The organism is Rothia sp. HMSC068E02 (genome assembly GCF_001813565.1).
In the GTDB taxonomy this organism is placed as follows: Bacteria; Actinomycetota; Actinomycetes; order Actinomycetales; family Micrococcaceae; genus Rothia.
This window is the reverse complement of sequence record NZ_KV812887.1, coordinates 115,278-132,412: the sequence shown is the minus strand read 5'-3', so window position 1 is coordinate 132,412 and position 17,135 is coordinate 115,278. Positions and strand designations below refer to the sequence as shown.

General features: G+C 57.4%; 8 protein-coding genes. 3 read left to right on the top strand and 5 right to left on the bottom strand.

The annotated features are described in order from the left end of the window. Positions 1–198 precede the first annotated feature (198 nt). The 3 genes from HMPREF2919_RS06960 to HMPREF2919_RS06950 all read left to right on the top strand — a co-directional run bounded on the left by HMPREF2919_RS06960 (position 199) and on the right by HMPREF2919_RS06950 (position 6,677). A complete protein-coding gene (locus tag HMPREF2919_RS06960; protein ID WP_070666951.1) occupies positions 199–2,757 on the top strand; it encodes an HAD-IC family P-type ATPase in 2,559 nt (852 codons plus the stop codon). Positions 2,758–3,364: 607 nt separating this feature from the next. Beyond that, positions 3,365–5,437: a glucose PTS transporter subunit IIA gene (locus HMPREF2919_RS06955; RefSeq protein ID WP_070666949.1), complete on the top strand. Its 2,073-nt coding sequence runs from the start codon at positions 3,365–3,367 to the stop codon at positions 5,435–5,437. A 211-nt stretch (positions 5,438–5,648) separates the two neighbouring features. Then, complete coding sequence (locus tag HMPREF2919_RS06950; protein ID WP_246824068.1) at positions 5,649–6,677, top strand: dihydrodipicolinate synthase; 1,029 nt, start codon at positions 5,649–5,651, stop codon at positions 6,675–6,677. Between the two features lie 168 nt (positions 6,678–6,845). Here the strand turns inward: HMPREF2919_RS06950 and HMPREF2919_RS06945 are convergent, their stop codons facing one another. From HMPREF2919_RS06945 to HMPREF2919_RS06925, 5 genes are all read right to left on the bottom strand, one after another. Next, positions 6,846–8,549, bottom strand: coding sequence for an ABC transporter family substrate-binding protein (locus tag HMPREF2919_RS06945; RefSeq protein WP_070666947.1), 1,704 nt, complete (start codon positions 8,547–8,549; stop codon positions 6,846–6,848). Positions 8,550–8,806: 257 nt separating this feature from the next. Continuing rightward, positions 8,807–10,507, bottom strand: coding sequence for an ABC transporter family substrate-binding protein (locus tag HMPREF2919_RS06940; protein WP_070666945.1), 1,701 nt, complete (start codon positions 10,505–10,507; stop codon positions 8,807–8,809). A gap of 332 nt (positions 10,508–10,839) precedes the next feature. Then, positions 10,840–12,549, bottom strand: a complete 1,710-nt coding sequence (locus tag HMPREF2919_RS06935) for an ABC transporter family substrate-binding protein (RefSeq protein ID WP_070666942.1) — start codon at positions 12,547–12,549, stop codon at positions 10,840–10,842. 443 nt (positions 12,550–12,992) lie between these two features. Beyond that, complete coding sequence (locus HMPREF2919_RS06930; protein WP_049357820.1) at positions 12,993–14,693, bottom strand: ABC transporter family substrate-binding protein; 1,701 nt, start codon at positions 14,691–14,693, stop codon at positions 12,993–12,995. 409 nt (positions 14,694–15,102) lie between these two features. Then, complete coding sequence (locus HMPREF2919_RS06925) at positions 15,103–16,833, bottom strand: ABC transporter family substrate-binding protein (protein WP_070666941.1); 1,731 nt, start codon at positions 16,831–16,833, stop codon at positions 15,103–15,105. Positions 16,834–17,135 lie beyond the last annotated feature (302 nt).

Below are 17,135 nucleotides of genomic sequence, written 5' to 3'. Positions count from 1 at the left end.
CGCAAACACTTTCCACATCAAAATATGCCAGTATTCGCATATATTAAATCTCCGTTCTGGAATGGCTGTAAATATCAGCTCATTACAGGGCGGAGATTATCTTTATCCCCTTCTGCACGGATACACTGAAAGGTAGTGTCCGCAATACTGAACTCTATTCAGTTCAGCATTCCATCCATTCGAGAAAGAGACCCCCGCATGGATCCTCAGCAGAAAACGGCAGCGCCTGCCGTTGCCGGCTACATTCCCGAATATTCTGAAACACCGCATAGCGGATCTTTCGATATTGCCCAGCACGGTTTGAGCAGCGATGATGTTGCCCGCCTGACTGCTGAAGGTAGGGTCAATACCCAGAACAATAAGTCTTCTCGCACGCTGTGGAGCATTATGCGTGCGCACCTGTTCACGGTCTTCAACTTTGTGTTGGGTGCCTGTGGTGCCGTAGTGATCATGTACCAGCGTTGGGCTGATCTGCTCTTCCTGGGGGCTGTTATCGCTAACGTGGTGATTGGTTTTGTGCAGGAGTACAAGGCGAAGCTTGAGCTGGACCGCATCTCCCTGCTGGACCGCTCCCCCGCTACTGCCGTGCGTGACGGTAAGAGCGTTGAGGTTCCGATGGAGCAGCTGGTTGAGGGTGACGTTGTCATCCTCAAGCGCGGCGATCAGGTTCCCGCGGATGCTGTTGTGCTCACCTCCGATTCTTTGGAGCTGGACGAGTCCCTGCTGACCGGTGAGAACGACCCGATTGCTAAGCGCCCCGGCGATATGGTGCTGTCGGCGTCCAGTGTGCTGGGTGGTACCGGTCGCGTCCTGCTCTCTCACGTGGGTGCGAATTCTCGTGCAAGCAAGATTTCTGATGAAGCGCGTCAGTTCTCGCGTATTCAGTCCGAGCTGCGTGATGCGCTGAACCGTGTGGTCCGCTGGATTACGGTGGGCCTTGCGGTCATTATTCCTGTGGTGTCGTGGGGTCAGATTCAGGCGGCTGGTGGCCTGGAAACCGTGCAGCAGAACCACCTGTGGGAGCAGGTTTCTATTGCTGTGGTGTCCTCGGTTGCTTCGATGATTCCGCAGGGTCTGGCACTGATGACTACTCTGGCGTTTGCGGCGGCGGCTGTGGCGCTGGGTCGTAAGCACAACATCCTGGTGCAGGAGCAGCCTGCGGTTGAGGTTCTGGCTCGTGTGGATGTGGTCTGCTTCGATAAGACCGGCACCCTGACTGAGGGTGGCGTGATTTTTGATTCGGTGCGCCCGCTGGACACCGTTGCTGAGGCTGAGGGCCCGGATGCTGACTCGGCGGAGCACACTTCTTGGCGTGCTTCTCTGCCTGCGGGTTGGAATGAGGCGCTGGCGTGGTTTGGTCACGATGAGAACGCGAACCCGACCGCTGCGGCTCTGACCGGTGGCTTCCCGGATGCTTCCTCAGCGTCGGTGAGCGGTATTGTGCCGTTCTCCTCGGCTCTGCGTTTTAGCGCGATTGAGTTTAAGGATTCGGGTGCGTGGCTTCTGGGTGCTCCGGAGGCGCTTCTCGCCAAGGGCACCGCTGAGCGTGAGCGTGCCGCCGAGCTGGCGGCGCTGGGTCTGCGCACGATGGTTTTGGCGCATGCTTCTGCGGTGGTTCGCAATGAGAAGGATGAGCCGATCCAGAAGATCCCGTCGGATGCTGCCCCGGTTCTGTTCGTGATTTTCCGTGAGAATGTGCGTGCGGATGCGCCTGAAATTGTGGAGTATTTCCACCGTCAGGGTGTGACTTTGAAGGTCTTCTCGGGTGATAACCCGTTCACTGTGGCTGCGGCTGCGAAGACTGCGGGCATGGATACGTCTGCGGGTGCGGTTGATGCGTCGACTCTGCCTGAGGACGGTCCGGAGCTTGCTGAGGCTGCGGCTACTCACAATATTTTCGGTCGTGTGTCGCCCGAGCAGAAGAAGAACATGGTGATTGCTCTGAAGGAGCGCGGCCATGTGGTGGCGATGACCGGTGACGGCATTAATGACGCTCTGGCGCTTAAGCATGCAAGCTTGGGTATTGCGATGGGTAACGCTGCTCCGGCGACGAAGGCTGTTTCTCGCTTGGTTCTGCTGGACGGTAAGTTCTCGTCTCTGCCGGCTGCGTTGGAGCAGGGCCGTCAGGTCATTACGAACATTGAGATGGTGGCGAACCTGTTCTTGACGAAGACTGGTTTCGCGATTCTTCTGGGCGTTCTGTTCAGCCTCTTCGGTTTGACCTTCCCGTTCTTGCCGCGTCAGTACTCGACGGCTGACTTCTTGATTGTGGGTGCGTCGTCCTTCGCGTTGACTCTGTTGCCGAATTCGCGCCGTTACGTGCCGGGCTTCTTGCGCCGCGTGCTGAATTACACGGTTCCGAACTCGATTATTGTAGTTGCGATGCTGTTGGCGGTGACGTTCACGGCTCGCGGCATGGGTGTTGAGGATATCCGTCAGGTTCAGACGGCTTCGTTCATTACCCTGGTGATGATGGGTCTGTGGAACTTGGCTGCGGTGGCTCGTCCGTTCAACCGTGCTCGTGTTCTGCTGTTTGGTGCATTGCTGGCGGTGTTCTTCGCGGCGCTGTTCGTGCCGATTCTGGTGGAGTACCACCAGTTCGTTACTGTGCTTCCGCATCTGCTGTGGACGGCTCTGGGCGCCGGTGCTCTGGGTGCCGCGCTGATTGAGGTGAATGCGCATCGTAATCGCCGTTGGCAGAAGCGTAATTACCCTGAGCTGGAGGTTGCTCCGCTGAATTTCTTCCCGGCTAAGTAGTTAGTCGGAAGGTAGCTGCTTCGGTAGCGTGTGGGCCCCGTATCCTGTGGATGCGGGGCCCTTCCGCGTCTTCAAGAGCGCCGTCTTCGAAAGCACCCGGTCCGGGGCGTATCTGGGCGTACCGGAGGGCTCTGGGACCCTGCCTAGGCTTTGCCTGAGCCCTGCTGGATTCCAGCCGGGAGGCTCCCCGCAGTCAGTGCCGAGAGCGTGTCTCAGCTATTCTCAGCTATCACCTGGGTGAAACATTTAACAGCTTCTGATAGCTTTTGCCTCTCACCTTGCTCTTAACCTGGGAAAACCCTTAGAGTTACAGGGAACTATTTGAGAAGGGAAACCTTCTTCAGGGTTGTTACTGGTTTGGCAGGCAAGACCTGAGTTACTCAACACCGTATGGGACGGCAGTATATATCTGTCGAGAATCCCCTCTATTTGCTGTACCGAAGCTCCATAGTGGGCACGAGTGTAGTGCTTCCGGTGGTCGAGAGACTCGGGTCTTTTGTGTTTTCTGGACGTGTTTTCCGGGGCTTTTTCGGCTACCGCAACGTCAGGTAGGCACAGCCTCCGGCAACAACCGCATAGACATTGACCGCATATCTAAGGAAGTATCGTGAATAACCGCGAACTTGGCGAGAAGATTCTTGACGGCCTGGGTGGCCCCGAGAACATCGCGCACATTACTCACTGTGCAACCCGCCTTCGTGTCACTCCTGTGTCTAACGATGCAGTGCAGAACAAGAAGATTGAGGGCCTGCCCGGCGTTCTCTCTGTGATTGAGCAGTCCGGCCAGACTCAGGTTGTTCTGGGCGATCGCGTTGAGGCTGTGTACAACGAGATCAACGCTCTGCCTTCTATGTCCGGCCACGCTGAGGGTGACACCAAGGTTGAGGCTGGAGGCAAGAAGGCTGGCTGGATTACCAACGTCTTCGACGTCCTGTCTGACTCCTTCCGTCCTCTGCTGTGGGCACTGCTGGGTACCTCGATGATTCTGACCCTGATCGTGTTCCTGCAGCAGTTGGGTTTCTTCGGCCAGTACACTGACTTGACCGGTCAGAGCGTGAACATCGACATCATTAACGGTGCTCGTGTGGCTGACCCGGAGGCTGCTAAGGCTCTGAACAACCAGTGGATGCAGCAGTTCGCTTTCTGGTACATCCTGAAGGCTGCTTCGCTGTCGGTTCTGAACTTCATGCCCATTATGCTGGGTGCTACCGCTGCTAAGCGTCTGGGCGCGAACATGTGGGTTGGTGCGGCTATCCCCGCTGCACTGATGACCGGTACTTTCACCGATCTGACTGCTCTGGCTGACAAGACCACTAAGATTCTGAACGTTCCGTTCTTCGGTCTGGATCTGCCGCTGTACGCATTCAGCTACACCGGTCAGGTCTTCCCCCCGCTGCTGGCTGTTGCTTTGCTGGCTCCGCTTGAGCGCTTCCTGAAGAAGGTTATTCCTTCGATGCTGCAGATGGTGTTCGTGCCGATGATTTCGGTCATGATTCTGGTTCCGGTGACCGCGTTCCTGGTGGGCCCCATCGGTATCGGTGTGGCTATGGGCATCTCTGACTTCCTGAAGATGATTAACGATGTTGCTCCGGCTCTGGTTGGTGCTCTGATTGCTGGCCTGTACCTGTTCATGGTTCCGCTGGGTCTGCACTGGCCGCTGAACGCTGTCATGATTAACAACCTGCAGACCATGGGTACTGACTTCATTCAGTCCCCGATGGGTGCGTACAACTTCGCTGTGTTCGGTCTGGTCACCGGTGTGGCTATCCGTGCGAAGCATGACCGTGAGCTGCGTCAGACCGCTATCGGTGCGTCGATGTCCGGTCTGCTCGGTGGTATTTCTGAGCCGTCGATGTACGGTGTGGTACTGCGTTACAAGCGCGTGATCCCGATTATTCTGGTTCCCGCTGTTATTGGTGGTGCTACCATTTCCTTCCTGGGCGTTAAGTCCTACGCGTTCGCGTTCACTTCGCTGCTGTCGATTCCGGCTATGCAGCCTTCCTACCTGTACGTGATTGGTCTGGCTATTGCGTTCTTCGGCGCTATGACCGGTGTTCTGCTGTTCGGTTATGAGTCGAAGGCTGACGCTGTAAGGCACGCTGCGGAGCGTAAGGCTGAGGATGCTGAGGCCGCTCCTAAGGCTGAGGCTGTTGCCGCTAAGGCTGCTCCGGCTGCTGCCGCTACTGCGACCGCTGCTGCTGTACCCGCTGCTTCCGCCGGTGAGGTCATTGAGCTGCACGCTCCTCTTGAGGGTACTGCTGTTGCTCTGTCTGATGTTCCGGACCCGATCTTCGCTGCTGGCAAGCTGGGCGAGGGTGTGGCTATTGAGCCGACCGGTACCACTGTTGTTGCTCCCGCTGCCGGTAAGGTTGCTGCAACCTACCCCTCAGGCCACGCTGTGGGTCTGAAGCTGGAGAACGGCATTGAGCTGCTGATTCACGTTGGTCTGGATACTGTGAACCTGGACGGTAAGGGCTTCAGCGTGAAGGTTGCTAAGGGCGATGTTGTTGCTGCTGGCGACGCTCTGATTGAGTTCGATCCTGAGGTTATCAAGGAGGCGGGTTACCCGCTGATTACCCCGGTTATCGTAACCAACACCCGCAAGTTCGCTGAGGTTAAGGGTCTGCCGGGCGTTGCTCACCAGAACCTGAGCACTGTCCTGAAGGTGACCACTAAGTAGTTCGCTTTCTAGGCTCTAAGGGGCCCCACCATTGTGGTGGGGCCCCTTTCCTTATGCCTCCCTTTCCTGATGCCCTGCTTCCTGATGTGCTGATTCTTTAGACAGGGTTTGTTGGGCAGGTTTTGCTGGGGTTTAGGCACTAGCCGGGGGGGTATTTCTGCTAATGTAAGAATAAGCTCAACAAGGAAGTTCTCAAGTGATAGGGAGTACGATGATGTCTTCTGATACTAGGACATGGGATACCGGAGTGTGGGAAGAGCAGCAAAAAGAGCTACGCGCTCTTTCTCCTGTTCGGCGGCTGATGCGCCGGCTCAATCTTGAGGCGCTCGTCTACGAGTCCGCGCCGTTTCCGGTTCTGTTGCGTAAGCTCTCCGCGCTGATTCCAGCGTGCCTTCTGTGGTGGGTTATCTACGAGCCGCACCGGCTTGCTTCCTCCACCAGCCTCCCCGAGGGTACTCACGCTATTACGCTGCTCCCCGGAGCCTGGGGCGACCCCGCTACAGGGGCTTATGGAGGTCTTCCTGAGCTGCCGGGGGTCCTCGTGCGCTGGGTACTGTGCATCGCGGCAATGGTGGCTGTCGTTCATGTCTGCGGCGTCAAGGCGAAGGGTCAGAGCTTCACCATTCCTCACGATGCGCGTTCACGGTTGATTGCGCTGATGCAGGCTCTGGGCATTTTCGGTGCTTTTGCGCTGGTGGTCTGGATTGAATACATGATGACTCCGCTGACCCTCATGTTTGAAACCGTGTACGCTGGCCCGACCGCCGTCTATAGCGGTGACGGCATGATTCCCCTGCACCTGTTCCTGTCCTCCTCGTTGAGCGCTATTTTCTTGGGCTATTTTTGTGTGAACATTCTTGCCTCGCTGAATATCCCCGGGTACCTGGGCATCCCCGCAATTATTTACGTGGGGGCGCTCCCTTGGGCTCAGGCGGAGCGGCACCAGTTCACGTTGGCGCTGGCGTGGGTCATTGCGGTGACGCTGGTGAGTTGGCTCGTGCGCGGCATGTGGGGCACTCTGCTCGCCTGCGTTGGCTATTCTCTCTGGATTGTGCTGGTGGCAACCAGCGGTGATCCGTTTGATCTGTCCGCTAATATGAGCCGTGTGCTCGTGATTTTGGGTTTCCCGCTGGCTTTCATCGTTGCTGGAGGCGGCATTTACCGTATCTTCTATCTGCGGCAGAACCCGAAGATGTTGAGGTACCTGCAGGAGCGCGCCCTGTACCTGGGCGAGTGGTAGCAGCCAGTTAGAGTGGCGCTCCCCTAGTTTTTGTAATTACATATCCCGCTAATGTATCCAGCTAAAGGACGCAGAACAAGCGGGACAGAAAAATCCCGGGCACTCTCTCGTGAGAGTACCCGGGATTTCGAGTCCTACAGGACGGCTAGAGCGTTACCGTAAGCGGTACTACTCCTGCCAGCCAACGTTGACCCAGTAGTCAGCGCTGGTGTAGCTCTGCTTGAACAGGGACGGACCGTAGTTCGCGACCTTAGCCTTGACAGCGGCGTACATCGGGCCGTTTGCGTAGGGCAGGTACACTGCGACCTTCTCGTAGTAGAGCTTCTCCGCCTCGTTAGCGATCTTGATGCGCTCGTCTTCCTTCTCGGTGTTCTGCAGCTTCTCGATGAGCTTATCAACTTCGGGGTCACCGACTCCGAACACCTCGGTGGTGAAGAAGTAGGGTGCCGAGGAAGCCAGGTCGGGCAGAACGCCCCAACCGGTGAAGATTGCTTCGTAGCTCTTCTGGCCGAGCACGGAGTTGGAGTTCGACTGCGGCTGGTTGTCAGCGCTCAGGCGGATACCTGCGGACTTCAGCTGCTGCTCCAGAATCTGGTAGACCGCCTGGTAGACCGCCTCGGAACCGAAAGAGGTCAGAGCGAAGCCAGCAACCTTGCCGTTCTTAGCGTAGTAGTCGCCGGACTTGGAGTAGCCTGCGGCCTCCAGAATCTTGCCAGCTGCCTGTGCACCGGTGTCACCAGCGTAGTTGTTCTGGTAGCCCTTCTGGAACGGCATTGCGATGATGGAGCCGGGCAGCGGCTCGGTCCAGCCGAGCTGCGAGAAGTATGCCTTAGCGATCTGCTCGCGGTCCACAGAAGCAAGGATTGCGCGGCGCAGTGCCAGGTCCTCGATGCGCTTGGGGTTCAGCTGAATGATGTTGACGTTGGTGTTCTGGCTCTGGCGAATCTCGGTGCCTGCCTGGCCCTTCACAGCGTTGTAGCTGGTTGCACCCACGAAGGTGAAGGCATCCAGTTCGCCGTTCTTGAAGCTTGCACGGATTGCTTCGGAGTCCATCTGACGCCAGATGATGCGGTCCAGGATCGGCTTCTCGCCCCACCACTTGTCGTTCTTGACCAGGGTGAGCACCTTCTGGGAGGAGTTCCACTCGCCAATCTTGAAGGGACCTGCCCAGTACTGGTCGAGGGGCTTGTCAACGAAGCCTTCGTTGAAGAGGTTGACGTCTTCCAGTGCGGGGTGGATTGCGAAGGCGCACAGACCCTCGGAGGGGTAGTACGGAGCCTTCATGGTGACCTTGACGTGGAAGTTGTCGCCGTCCACAGCCTCGATGCTCTCAACCTGCTGCCACATGGTGTTGTCGGTGATGTGGTAGGGGTTGTCGGTGGTTGCGCGGTAGACCTTCCAGCAAGCCTGCACGGCCTTTACGTCCATGGGAGTACCGTCATTGAAGGCGGCCTTGGGGTTGATCTTGAAGGTTGCGGTCTGCACACCGTCGACGGTTTCGGTCTTGTGCTCGGTGCAGAACTCGGGGTTGAGGGTGCCTTCACCTTCGGGGCTCATGGTGTAGAAGCCCATCACGGCGGGAATGTTGCAGGGTGCCAGTGCGTCCAGGTTGCTGGAGGTGTAGCCGCTCTGGGTCTGCAGGTTGAAGTTCGGACCCAGGGCGGTAGCCGCGAGAGTCAGGGTGCCGCCCTGCTTGAGGGAGGAACGGTCCTGCTTGTTGACCTGAAGGTTCTTCAGAATATCTTCAGCGTTGTTAGCGGCACTACCGCCAACCTTTTCCTTCGAGCTGCCGCAGGCAGCCAGTAGACCAACGGTGCCGAGGGCAACGGTGCCGGTCAGGAGGGTACGGCGAGAGACAGACATGCTCTTCATGGAATTTCTCCTAGAGTATTCGCAGTGTTGTGGAGGCGGCGCGCGAACGGTGCGCAACTAACACTCCAACCCGGCGGGAGGACAGTCTCTGCCGGGGTCGCAGGCAGAATGCCCGCATTTGTTTTAAGTATATCCGTGCAAATCTCTGAGGAACGGGAAAGCGGCGTGCTCCAGAAGGTTTTAATCCTTCTGTAACACGCCGCTGTAGCGCTTTTACCCCTTATGGAGTGTGTGAGCGGTGCTCAACGCTTAGATTTTTACTTCTCCCAACCGACGTTGATCCATACGTTCGGGTTGTAGTAGGGCAGACCGAAGAGCATGGGGCCGTAGTTCGCCAGGCCCTTACGGCATGCCTTGAAGTTCGGGCCGTTATTGGTCGGGACGTAGATTGCGACCTCGTCCAGGTGGCGCTTCTCCAGCTCGTTCATGATCTTGAGCTGTTCCTTCGGGTCCTCGGTGGACATCATGGTTGCTGCCAGCGAGTCCAGATCCTTACCGTGACCGTTGTTGGTCTCGGAGATGTAGAAGTAGTTCGCTGCATCCACCGGGGAGGTGGTGATGCCGTAGCCGCCGCTCTTGATGGTGAAGTTCTTCGCGGAGATGATGCTTGCCATTTCGGATGCACCGTGGTTGTCGATGCTCAGCTCGATGCCGATTTCCTTCATCTGCTGGGTGAGGAACTGTGCGGTGGAGCTGACGACCGGGTCGGTACCGAAGGTGGTCACCGAGTAGGAAGCCTTAGTGCCGTCCTTCTCGTAGTAGTCGCCGTTCTTGGTGTAGCCTGCATCTTCGAGGATCTTGGTGGCGACGTCCTTGCCGAGCTTGGTCGGGTAGTTGTCCTGGTAGCCTTCCTGCATGGGCAGCATGCACATGGAGCCGGGCAGGTTTTCCTTCCAGCCAAGCTTCTCGTAGCGCAGCTTGAGCAGCTGGTCACGGTTCAGGGCTGCAACGAATGCGCGGCGGACGGGCAGGGGCATCTTTTCGGGGTTGATTTCGTAGTTGCCCACGGCCAGCGCGCTACCCTTGCGGATATCGATGTTGCTGACGCTGGAGAGCTCGTTGTAGGAGCTGAGGGTGCTTGCGTCGGCGTAGTCAATCTCGTTGTTCTTGAAGGCTGCCTGCTCTGCCTGGGAGCTCATTTCACGCCAGGTGATGCGCTCGAGCAGAGGCTGGGTGCCCCACCACTTCTCGTTGCGGACAACGGTGAGGACCTTGGAGGAGGAGTTCCATTCGCCGACCTTGAAGGGGCCTGCCCAGTACTGGTCCAGGGGCTTACCGTTCATGCCGTCGTTGAAGAATGCGACGTCGACGAATGCAGGGTGCAGGAAGGAAGTGAAGCTACCTTCGATGGGGTACCAGGGCTTGGACATCGTGACCTTCACGTGGCGGGTATCGCCGTCCACTGCCTCGACGCTTGCGACCTGCTCCCAGATGGGCGAGGGGGTGATCTGGTAGTCCGAACCGGATGCCGCGGCGGTGTAGATGGTCTGGTAGCTCTTGACGGCGTTCACGTCGATGGGGGTACCGTCGTTGAAGACTGCCTTCGGGTTGATCTTGAAAGTCACGGTCTGCACGCCGTCAACGGTCTGAGCCTTGTACTCGGTGACGTAGTCCTCGTTCATGTGGCCTTCACCGCGGAAATCAGCGTAGTAGCCGCCGGTGAATGAGGAGTTAATGGCCGCCTGAATGTTCAGGTTACCTGCGGTGTAGCCGTTGGTGTTGAGGATGTTGAAGTTCGGGCCAATGCCGTCTGCGCTCAGTCGCAGCTCGCCGCCGTTCTTGAGGGCGGAGCGGTCCTTCTCGTTGTAGGAGACTGCCTTGGACAGGTCGTCGCCGGCAGAGAGGGCGTTGCTCTCGGTCTTGGAGGAGTTGCCGCCGCATGCTGCGAGCAGGCCGACGGTGCCCAGGGCAACGGTGCCGGTGAGCAGGGTACGACGGTTGAGGGTGAAAGTGGTCATTAGTTTTCCTCAGTTAGGTGGGATGCTGCTTTGCTGTACGCGGGGGAACACAACCCGCACACCTTTGTGACAGCACGCACATTTTGCATTGGCAATAGTATACACACATTTCCCATGCAATATGACCCAGTTCACCATTCTGGGGAAAATATTTCAGTCAATTCCCGAAACCACCCCATTACAAAACCACCCATCAAAAACGCAGAAAAGCCCCGCAGCACCCCGCCTCTAAGGCGGAATACCGCGGGACTTCACCCTTCCGGAGTCCTATACCGGCGCCTCCAAAAATTCAGAAACCACCGAATAGGAATCCAGAAAATTAACCTGTGGCTTTAGTTCTGCCAACCCACATTGACCCAGCGCTTGGGGTCGGTGTAGCTGGTTGCGAAGAGGGAAGGGCCGTAGTTAGCCAGCTTCTCCTTCACAGCTGCGTAGCTGGGGCCGTTAGCGTAGGGGAAGTAAATAGCAACCTTCTCCATGTGCTGCTTCTCAGCCTCAGCAGCCATCTTCAACTGCTCCTCGTGGGATTCCTTCTCGTAAATGGAGGCAATGTACTTATCCAGCTCAGGATCGCCCACACCCTCGTTAATTTCGCTGGTGTAGAAGTACTGAACGCTGTCGGCGGGGTCAGCACCAATGCCCCAACCGGAGAAGGCACAGTCGTACTGCTTAGCGCCCATCACGGAGTTGAACTGGGACTGCGGCTGGTTGTCCTGCTCGAGCTTAATACCTGCCGCCTTGAGCTGCTGCTCGAGGTTCTGGAACTGAGCCAGAGAGGTTGCATCCGAACCGAAGTAGGTGATGGAGAAGCCTGCAGTCTTGCCATCCTTGGCGTAGTAGTCGCCGTTCTTGGAGTAGCCTGCTGCTTCCAGAATCTTTGCCGCAGCCTCGGCGCCGGGGTTGGACGGCATGTTGTTCTGGTAGCCCTTCTGGAAGGGCATAGCGATCAGGGAGCCGGTCAGGGGCTCTTCCCAGTTGATCTGGCCGAACTTGACCTTAGCCAGCTGAGAGCGGTCAACCGCTGCGAAGACTGCACGGCGCAGAGCGGTGTCGGTCACGCGGGTCGGGTTGAACTGCAGGTTGATCACGCCGAGGCTCTGGCCGGTACGAATCTGGACACCGGGCTGACCCTTGACAGCATTGTAGGTTGCCAGGCCAGCAAAGCCGATGCTGTCCAGCTCGCCATTCTTGAACGCTGCGCGCTCTGCTTCGTCGCCCATTTCACGCCAGATAATGCGGTCCAGCAGCGGCTTCTCACCCCACCACTTGTCATTGGGTACGAGGGTGAGGGTCTTAGCCGAAGAGTTCCACTCGCCAATCTTGAAGGGGCCGGACCAGTACTGATCCATAGGCTTGTTCACGAATCCGTTGTTGAAGAGCTCCTTGTCGGTCAGTGCGGGGTGCAGACCGAGCAGGCCGAGGGTTTCGGCAGGGTACAGGGGCTTGGACATAACGATCTTGACGCGGGTCTTGTCGCCATCCACGGGGTCGATGGACGCCACCTGCTGCCAGAAGGGAGTTGCGATGACGTTGTAGCCGTCATCGGGGTTGCGGTAGACGGTCCACGCGGCGCGGATTGCCTCAACGTCAACGGGGGTGCCGTCGTTGAAGACAGCCTTAGAGTTGAGCTTGAAGGTGATGGTCTGCACGCCGTCAACGGTCTCTGCCTTGTAATCGGAGACGTAGTCATCGTTGAGGCTATAGTCGCCGGCAGGGCTCAGGGAGGTGAAGCCGATAGCGGAGGGGATGTTGCAGGCGCCACCGAATGCGGTGAGGTTCTCGGTGGTGTAGCCGCTCTGAGTCAGAATGTTGAAGTTCGGGCCGACTGCGGAGACGCTACCGCGGAACTCGCCACCCTGCTTGAGGGAGGAGCGGTCCTGCTTGTTGATTTCGAGGTTCTTGACGATTTCCTCGGTGCTTGATGCAGCCTTACCGCTGATCTTCTTGTCAGAGCCGCCGCCGCATGCAGCGAGCAGGCCGACGGTACCCAGGGCAACGGTGCCGGTCAGCAGGGTACGGCGATTAATACGTAGATGAGTCATGTATTCTCCTCATGCCGGAGGGCTCGGGTGCTATTCGATAAGCGCACCGTGTTGTGCGCTGATTTTTCGGGAGCGCCGAAGCTCCCGCCCATCACCTTTGTGAGAGCCCCCACATTGTTTGTGGTTGAAACACAGTATACCCCCAAAAGAAGCGACGCAGACCACAGTCCAATCCGTGGAAGAACTATACACCGTCTAAAAATCACGGGTTCAGCGCCCGAACCCGCATCATCATGCGGAAGCCGCGTGCGAAAACTAAAAAATGAAATATTATGTAGCATTGGCGCGCGAGCGCGTCACACCCGGTACTTTGAGAGTCGTTACAAGTTACAAGCACAGCGTCGGGGCAACTAAAGCGCACTGAACCCTCCACAAGAAAAAGCTCCCCACCCCTATACGACACTGCGAAAACGTATAGGGGGCAGGGAGCTTAAAACTGCGGCTTATGCCATCCAGCCGACGGTAGACCAGTCGGTGGTCTTGAAGAGGAACGCACCGTAGTTAGCGAGCTTCGGGCGGCATGCCTTGAAGTCCGGGCCATTGAGGAAGGGGATGAAGAGGCAAACCTCGCTCATGTGCTTCTTCTCAATTTCGTTGCACTTCTCGGCGCGCTTAGCGTCATCGAGGATGGTGACCATCTCGTCGACCATAGCGTCGATTTCGGGGGTGCCGACGCCGTTCCAGTTCTTGGAGTGGTAGAAGTACTCGGCTGCACTGGTCGGCTCGGAGGTCACGCCGAAGCCCGAAATGCTTACGTCGTACTCGCGGTTACCAACAACCTTCGAGAATTCAGACTGTGCACGCGAATCGAGCTCGAAGTTAATGCCGATTTCCTTCATGCTCTGGATGAAGGTCTGTGCCTGGCCCTTGGTGGTGGCGTCATCACCGAAGGTGGTCAGCTTCAAGGTGATGGTCTTGCCGTCCTTCGCGTAGAAGTCGCCGGACTTGGTGTAGCCTGCCTTCTCCAGGACCTTGCGTGCTTCCTCCGGGTTACGTGCCGGGTAGTTGTCGCGGTAGTACTGGGAGGAACCCAACAGAAGCATCGAGCCGGGAACTTCTTCTTCGTAGGGCAGACCCTGGAAGCGAATCTTTGCCAGAGCACCACGGTCGATACCCAGGAAGATTGCCTTACGGACAGCAACATCAGTGATGTGCTCTGCGTTCAGGTTCATGCCGCCGGCGAAGAGGCGGCGACCGCGGCGGATTTCAGAGTTTGCAACGTCCTTCATCTCGTTGTAGGCGCTGAGGGTACGTGATTCCACGACGTCCAGCTCGCCGTTCTTGTAGGCGGCGCGAGCTGCAGCGTCTGCCATTTCACGCACGACGATGCGGTCCAGCTTGGGCTTCTCACCCCACCACTTGTCGTTGGGGACTGCGGTGAAGGTCTTCTCGGAAGAGTTCCAGCCGTTGGGTGCCAGAGTGAAGGGGCCGCAACCGAGCTCGGGGTGGGGGTTGTCGACGAAGCCTTCGTTGAAGAGGTTTACGTCGAGCATCGCCGGGTGCAGGATTCCACCAAAGAGCAGACCCTTGACGGGGTTGTGCGCAGTCTTGAAAACAACGCGTGCGTGGTAGCGGTCGCCATCGATAGCTTCAACGCTTTCGATGAATTCGTAGATACCCGCTGCGGCAATCTTGTATTCACCGTCGGGGTCACGCTGGATCTGCCAGGTTGCCTTGAGGGCGTCGATGTCGATGGGGGTGCCGTCGTTGAAGACTGCCTTGGGGTTCAGGCGAACCTCTGCGGTGATCTTGCCGTCTACTTCCTTAGCTTCGAAGCCGAGGCAGTAGTTGGGGTCGAGCTCGTCTTCGCCCTTGTAGGTGCTGCGCCAGATGCCGGCACCGGCGATAACGCCCATGGTTTCGGAGACGGAGGTGCTCGAGCCGTTCTGGGAGAAGCGGTTGAAGTCCGGGCCCAGGGAGTAGGTGCTCAGGTTCAGGGTACCGCCCTGCTTGAGCTTCGAGGTATCCTGCTCGTTGATTTCATAGAACGGGGTTTCGCTTGCCTTGTGCTCGGTCTTGGAGGACGAGGAGCCACAAGCGCTCAGTACGCCGACAGCAGCGACGGCGGTTGCGCCGCCGAACAGTACGCGGCGGCTCATGATCGGGTTGAATCCGGAGAGGGAGGGGATGGGGTGGGGGCTCATGACGGGCTCCTTGGGGGTGTGGACTGCACTGATGCAGTGTTTGCAGTGTAAAGTGGGTGGCTCGCGTGCTCTGGAGGCGGGGTTTCCGCCTACAGGAGCGTCTGCCATCTGCGGTGATGGGCGGGCAGGTCAAGCCATGCAAAATAATGTGACCTAAAGCTATGTTCTAAGCCACATTTAATATTTTTTAGTAGTGTACACCACACGCATCACCACAAGTGCGCAACACGATAAATATTTCTAAATTATTACGCCCGGCCCTAAGACACCGAGCCTAAATCCATGTCGGCACAACCCCACCACCCTTCACGCAGTGCCCCCTCCCCCACCTCCAGAAATAGTCAGCGGGCACAGCAAAGCGGGCCGAACGCGCATATACGCATTCGACCCGCTCATAGGGCAGGAACCCCTAGGAATTCATCCAGCCCACAGCAGTCCAGTCCATCGACTTGTACAGGCGCGGACCGTAGTTAGCCAGAGTCTTCTTGACCATCACAAAGTCAGGACCGTTCGTAATGGTGCCCAGGAAGGCGAACTCCGCCATGTGCTTCTTCTCAATCTCGTTGCAGGCGAGGTTACGTTCCTTGTCGTCCTCAATGAGGGTCATGGCGTCGATGAGGGCATCGATTTCCTTGCTGCCGATACCTTCGTTGTTCTCGGAGTAGTAGAACTGCTTGGTACCCTCGGTTGCGTCAGCAGAGACCGAGTAGCCGCTGAAGGAAATATCGTAGTCCCAGTTGCCCAGAATGGTGGCGAACTCACTATCGGCGTGCTGATCGATCCGGATCTCAATGCCGACATCCTTCATCTGCTGAGTGAAGGTCTGAGCCTTACCCTTGTTGGTCGGATCGTCACCGAAGACCACCACTGCACAGCCAGCCTTCGTGCCGTCCTTCTCGTAGTAGTCGCCGTTCTTGGTGTAACCGGCGGCCTCCAGAATCTTCTGCGCCTCCGAAACGCTGTTATTCGGGGTCGGGTAGGAATCCTGGTAGTAGGGTGAGAAGGGCATGTGAATCATCGAACCGGGGATGGTTTCCTCGTAGGGCAGGCCCTGGTACTGAATCTTCGCGAGTGCTTCACGGTTGGTGCCGACGAAGATTGCCTTACGCAGGGCAGCATCCTTGACGCGGCGGGGGTTAATATCCAGGCCGCCAGCGTAGAGGCGGGTGCCCTTACGCAGTTCGGTACCCGCAATGTTCTTCACCTCGGCATAGGTGGAGGAGGTGCTTGCACCGATAGCGTCAATTTCATCGTTCTTGAACGCGGCACGTGCAGCGCTGGATTCCATCTGGGTAAAGACAATCTTGTCCAGCAGGGGCTTGGTGCCCCACCACTTGTCGTTGGGTACAACGCTGAAGGTCTTCGCGGTGGAGTCCCAGCCCTTATCCGCCAGGGTGAAGGGGCCAGCCCAGTACTCGGGGTGGGGCGCATCCACGAAGCCGTTGTTGAAGAGCTCGACGTCTTCCAGTGCGGGGTGCAGAATCTCAGAGAAGAGGCTCTGCAGCGGATAGAAGGGCTTGGAGAAGGTGACGATTGCACTGTAGTCGTCTTCGCCCTTTTCTACGGATTCGACGAATTCGTAGATGCCGCTGGAGACAATGTTGTAGCCGTTATCCAGGCTCTTGAAGATGTTCCAGGTGGACTGGAGCGCCTTGTAGGTAATGGGGGTGCCATCGTTGAAGACAGCCTTGGGGTTGAGCTTGACGGCAACCTGAACCTTGTCGCCCTTCTTGCTGTGCTCGAAGGAGACAGCAAAGTCGGTGTTCAGCTTGTAAGTGCCGTCAAAGTCGAGGTTCCACATGCCGGCCTGGCTGATGGTGCTCATAACGTTGACGTTATCGCTGGTGTTACCGCTCTGGGTGTAGAAATTGAAGTTCGGACCGATGGATCCGGCGGGCAGGCGCAGGGTGCCGCCCTTCTTCAGGCTGTTCACATCCTGAGCGTTGATGTTGTAGAGGTCTTCGATATTGGCACCGGCGCCGGCGGCCTTGGTCTTTTCAGAGCTTGCGCTGCCGTTGCCGCAGGCGCTGAGCAGACCTACAGCTCCCAGAGCCGCGGTGCCGCCAATGAGGGCGCGGCGGCTGAAGCTGTTCTTGGTCGCTTCGTGGCTACTCGCGGTGTATGCGGTGTGGGCGGTCATGGGAGTGGTTTCCTTCTGTCTTGCGTGGGCGGGTGTATCCCGTATCCCCGAAGTGTTGATTATTTATGCAGAGCACTGCATAACTTTGTATGACTCCACTGTAGCGCGCCCCAGGATCGAAAACCAAGAATTATCACAATATTTCTTAATATTTATCGTGTCTTTTGGATATTCATACTATGAATACCCTGTTTTTGCGCGAATTTTTCGGATTTTGCCGGATAGCTATACCATCACTCCCCCACATAGGTACACAAAAGCACCCAAAGCCCCCTCCAGAAATGCAAAAAGTGTCCACCCGG